Here is a 5,047-nt window from a genome sequence, read left to right on the forward strand (position 1 = left end):
GACGCTAAAACCGGCCCGGTAGCGTCGTTTTTCCCGAGATCAACGAGGAGGGGGCAGGGGGCACCGGCCCGGCGGCCGCCACGAACGCGGGCGACCACGCGCCCGCCCGGCTGCGCCGACCTCCCGCACCGCGAGGGGCCCGCCACCCGGCAGGCGGGGCCGGGGAACCGCCTCGCTTCTCGCCGTCGCCGCCATCAACGGCGACCACGCACACGCGCTGCACCCGACAGCGCTGCCGTATGGGCCGCCGACCTCTCCTCGTCGCCGCCCAACACGGTGACCACGCACACGCCCCACGGCCGACAGGGCTGCGGCGAGGGCCGACCTCCTATCCATGGTGTCCCGAGGACGGGTCCGTACGTCCGCTACGCGCCGTGCAAACGCAGGACCCCCATGCGGCCGTCCCGGCGCACTGAAAAACCGGTTGAACCGGAAGCCCTATAGGGGGCGTCATAGTGTGCATGGAGACCCTCACTGTGAGCATCCGGGCGACCCGGAATGCGCGTGCCGGCGCCGACCGGGTCTCCGTCGTGTTCTGGACCCTCGTGACCATGATCGCCCTCGTATCGCTGCTGAACGGCAACGGCTGACCCGGGCCTCCGGGGCCGCCCCGCACCCTCGGGGTGCCCGGGTCCCAGCCGTCCACCGTCGTGGGCACATTCCAGGAGCGTGGCCTTCCGCCGCCTTGCTTCTTCGCCCCTTCGATCCCTGCGTCCCGCCGCCTCCGCCTCCTCCACTGCGCCCGGCCTCCGCTCATGTGCGCGCGCACGAGCCTCCTCGTCGTCCATCCCGGAAATTTGGAGGATCATGACCTCTCCGGTTGTGGGACACGGCACATAGCCTTGTTCCAGGAACAGGACCATCGGGCGGCCCAAAGGAGGGGCATGGGGGCGATCGGCGCACCGGGCACCGGCCCGGACGACCCCGAGACCCTGGCGGCGCTGTTGGACGACCAGGGCTACCTGGCCGACGACGGAGCCGCCACCGCGTGCTTCCTGGCCCTGCGCATGCAGCGGCCGCTCTTCCTCGAAGGCGACGCGGGCGTCGGCAAGACCGAGCTCGCGCGCGCCCTGGCCGGCGTCCTCGGCGCCCCGCTCATCCGCCTGCAGTGCTACGAGGGCATCGACGCCTCCCAGGCCCTCTACGACTGGGACCACCCGCGCCAGCTCCTCCACCTGCGCGCCGTGCAGGCCTCCAGCGCCGCGCCGGGCGGCGCCGAGGAGCTGGAGGCGGGCATGTACGACCGCCGCTACCTGCGCGCCCGCCCGTTGCTGCGTGCCCTGGAGGAGAGCGCCCCCGGCCGCCCCGCCGTGCTCCTCATCGACGAGATCGACCGCGCCGACGACGAGTTCGAGGCGTTCCTGCTGGAGTTCCTCTCCGACTTCGCCATCTCCGTCCCCGAACTGGGCACCGTCCGGGCCGCCGCGCCCCCCGCGGTCGTGCTCACCTCCAACCGCACCCGCGAGGTGCACGACGCCCTCAAGCGCCGGTGCCTGTACCACTGGACACCCCACCCCTCCTTCGAGCGGGAGGCGGCCATCATCGCGCGCCGCCGCCCCGAGGCCGCGGAGCGCCTCGTGCGCGAGGTCGCCGCGGCGGCGCAGCGCCTCCGCGACCCGGCCGCCTCCGGCATCGACCTGCTCAAGCCCCCCGGAGTCGCCGAGACGATCGACTGGACCGCCGCCCTGACCGCGCTCGGCGCCACCGCGCTCGACCCCGGCGCCGCCGCGCGCACCCTGGGCGCGCTCGTCAAGCACCGCGACGACGTCGACGCCGTCCGGGACCGGCTGTCCGCCCTGCTCAACGGCGGGGGTGCGGACGCCGCCGGTGCGGCCCGCGCACCCGGCGCCGAGCACGCCGCCCGCACCGCCGCGAGGGCACGGCCGTGACGCGCCGCACCCGATCGACGGCCCCCGCGGCCACCACGGCCGCATCTGCGCCGGACACCGCCCCGGTGCTCGGCCTCGTGCGGGCGCTGCGCGCCGCCGGGCTGCGCGCCGACACCACCCGAGCCCTCGCCTTCACCGACGCACTCGCCGCGGTCGACGCCCCCGCCCGCGCCGACCGCGTCTACTGGGCCGGGCGCCTCACCCTCTGCTCGACCCGCGCCGAACTCGACGTCTACGACGCCTGCTTCGCCGCCTACTTCGGGGCGTCCCCGCCCGCCCCGCGCCCCGCTCTGCCGGTGCCCGCCCGTCGGCGCCTCACGGCGCTGCTCGGCCCCGGCGGCGGGGAACAGGGCGGCGACGACGGGCCGGAGGCCCACCGCCCCGCCGCCGCCAGCGGCACCGAGGTACTGCGCACCGCCGACCTCGGACTCCTCGGCGAGGAGGAGCGCGCCGAAGCCGCCCGGCTGGTGTCGCTCATCGCCGCCGACCCGCCCCGGCGCCCCGCCCGCCGCACGGCCCCCGCCCGGCGCGGGCGCCTCGACCCGCGTCGCACCCTCGCCGCCGCCGCGCGCACCGACGGCGAACCGGTGCGGCTGTCCTACCGGGGGCGCACCGACCGGCCCCGCAAGGTGGTCGTGCTCGTCGACGTCAGCGGCTCCATGGCGCCCTACGCCGAGCCGCTGCTCCGCCTCGCCCACGTGCTGGTGCGGGGCCACCCCGGCGCCACCGAGGTCTTCAGCGTCGGCACCCGGCTGACGCGCCTGACACGCGAACTGTCCGCCGCCGACCCGGCCCGCGCCCTGCGCGCCGCCGGGGCGGCCGTCCCCGACTGGCGGGGAGGAACCCGCCTGGGGGAGGAGCTGAAGGAATTCCTCGACCTGTACGGAAGCCGGGGCGCCGCCCGCGGCGCCGTCGTGCTCATCGCCTCCGACGGGTGGGAGCGCGGCGACGCGTCGCTGCTGGGCGGGCAGATGGCCCGCCTCTCCCGCCTGGCGCACCGGATCGTATGGGCCAACCCCCACAAGGGCCAGGCCGGCTACCGCCCCCGCGCCGCGGGGATGGCGGCGGCGCTGCCCCACATCGACGACTTCGTCCCCGGGCACAGCCTGGAGGCGCTGCAACGACTGGCGCGGGCCGTGGCGCGCGGCCGCGCCGAAGGAGGAGGAGCACGTGCGTGACATCCGCTCGGCCGTCGCGGAGCTGTACTCCGGCGGCGAGACGTTCGCGCTGGCGACCGTGATCGACACCTATCGGAGCTCGCCCCGGGAGGCCGGGGCGGCGATGGCGGTCGGCCCCTCCGGCGAGGTGGTCGGCAGCGTCTCCGGCGGCTGCGTGGAGGGCGCCGTCTATGAGCTGGCCCAGCAGGTCATGGCCACCGGCGAGCCGGTGCGCGAGAAGTACGGGGTCAGCGATGACGACGCCTTCGCGGTCGGCCTGACCTGCGGCGGCACCCTCCACGTGCTGGTCGAGCCGGTGGACCGGGGCCGCTACCCCCAGCTGCCCGGGGTGATCGAGGCGGTGGACGCCCACCGGCCGGTGGCGGTGGCCACCGTCGTCGGCGGCCCGGGGCCCCTGGGCGCGCGGCGGGTGGTCCGCCCCGACGGCGCCGACGGGTCGCTGGGCGGGGCCCGCCTGGACGCGGCGGTCGACGACGACGCGCGCGGCATGCTCGCCCAGGGCAGCACCGGCATCCTGCACTACGGCGCGGACGGGCAGCGGCGCGGGGACGAGCTCGAGGTGTTCGTGCAGAGCTTCGCCCCGGCGCCGCGCATGCTGGTCTTCGGCGCCATCGACTTCGCCGCGGCCGTCGCCGACATCGGCGCCTACCTGGGCTACCGGGTGACGGTGTGCGACGCGCGCCCGGTGTTCGCCACGCCCAAGCGGTTCCCGCGCGCCGACGAGGTGGTGGTGAAGTGGCCGCACGCCTACCTGACCGAGATCGCCGACGAGATCGACGAGCGCACCGCGATCTGCGTGCTCACCCACGACCCCAAGTTCGACGTGCCGGTGCTGGAGGCCGCCCTGGACACCCGGGCGGGCTACATCGGGGCGATGGGCAGCCGCCGCACCCACGATGACCGGATGGCCCGGCTGCGGGAGGCGGGGGTGCCGCAGGACCGGCTGCGGCGGGTGCACTCGCCGATCGGGCTGGACCTGGGGGCGCGCACGCCGGAGGAGACGGCGGTATCGATCGCGGCCGAACTGATCCAGACCCGGTGGGGCGGGTCCGGGCGGCCGCTGAGCTCCACCTCCGGGCGGATCCACACCGAGCCGCTGGCCCGGCAGGCCGAGGCGGCCGGTACCGGTCAGGCGGGCGGGTGAACCCCCGCCGCCGAGCCGGGCGAACGGGCCCGTCGGGGGCGGTTTCGGGTGTCCGGTCCGAGACGGAGTCGCCGAACCCGGCGCCCCGCGCGGGCGGGCGTGGCATCATCGCGGCATGACCACACGCGAGCACGGCGCCGTCCGCCTCCCGATCGCCGGCCTTCTGCTGGCCGCGGGCCGCGGCAGCAGGCTCGGGCGCCCCAAGGCCGCCGTGGAGGTGGCGGGGGAGCGCCTGGCCGACCGTGGCGTCAGGGTGCTGCGCGAGGGCGGCTGCCTGCCGGTCCATGTGGTCCTGGGTGCGGAGACGATCGCGGTCGAGGGGGCCGCGGAGGTGAACAACCCCAGCTGGGAGAGCGGTATGGGCTCGTCCCTGCGCCGGGGGCTGGAGGCGCTGCCCGAGGAGGTGGACGCGGTGGTGATCGCGCTGGCCGACCAGCCGCTGGTCACCTCGGCGGCGGTGAAGCGGCTGATCGCCGCCTACGCCGACGGCGCCCGCGCGGCGGCGGCCACCTATTCCGGCAACCCCCGCAACCCCGTCCTGCTGGGGCGCGAGCACTGGCCGACGGTGCACGCCCTGGCCGAGGGCGACGTGGGCGCGCGGCCCTTCCTGCGCGCCTATTCCCACCTGGTGACCACGGTGGCCTGCGATGACGTCGCGAGCCCCGACGACATCGACACCCCCGAGGACCTGGAGCGCATGCGGTCCCTGCTCACCCTGGGAGGCGACGGCCTGGCCGGGGCCCACTGACCCCGGCCGATCCACACACGAACGACACAGCCACCTGATTTCGACAAGACCGAAAACCCTCCGGCGTGGGGGCCCCCCCCGGGCGGGC

The 5,047-nt window shown here is 76.1% G+C and carries 5 protein-coding genes; all 5 read left to right on the forward strand.

Annotation, left to right across the window (positions count from 1 at the left end; genetic code table 11):
- Positions 1 to 461: 461 nt before the first annotated feature.
- Positions 462 to 590, forward strand: a complete 129-nt coding sequence (locus tag O4J56_RS31730; RefSeq protein WP_270690919.1) for a hypothetical protein — start codon at positions 462 to 464, stop codon at positions 588 to 590.
- Positions 591 to 884: 294 nt separating this feature from the next.
- Positions 885 to 1,889, forward strand: a complete 1,005-nt coding sequence (locus tag O4J56_RS31735; RefSeq protein WP_270690920.1) for an AAA family ATPase — start codon at positions 885 to 887, stop codon at positions 1,887 to 1,889.
- A complete protein-coding gene (locus O4J56_RS31740; RefSeq protein WP_270690921.1) occupies positions 1,886 to 3,067 on the forward strand; it encodes a vWA domain-containing protein in 1,182 nt (393 codons plus the stop codon). Before O4J56_RS31735 ends, O4J56_RS31740 begins: the two co-directional genes overlap by 4 nt.
- Positions 3,060 to 4,211, forward strand: coding sequence for an XdhC family protein (locus O4J56_RS31745; RefSeq protein ID WP_270690922.1), 1,152 nt, complete (start codon positions 3,060 to 3,062; stop codon positions 4,209 to 4,211). The genes O4J56_RS31740 and O4J56_RS31745 overlap by 8 nt, the downstream gene beginning before the upstream one ends.
- A gap of 115 nt (positions 4,212 to 4,326) precedes the next feature.
- Entirely contained in the window at positions 4,327 to 4,959 is a 633-nt protein-coding gene (locus O4J56_RS31750; RefSeq protein WP_270690924.1) for a nucleotidyltransferase family protein, read from the forward strand.
- Positions 4,960 to 5,047 lie beyond the last annotated feature (88 nt).

This window comes from Nocardiopsis endophytica, from assembly GCF_027706725.1.
GTDB lineage: Bacteria > Actinomycetota > Actinomycetes > Streptosporangiales > Streptosporangiaceae > Nocardiopsis_A > Nocardiopsis_A endophytica.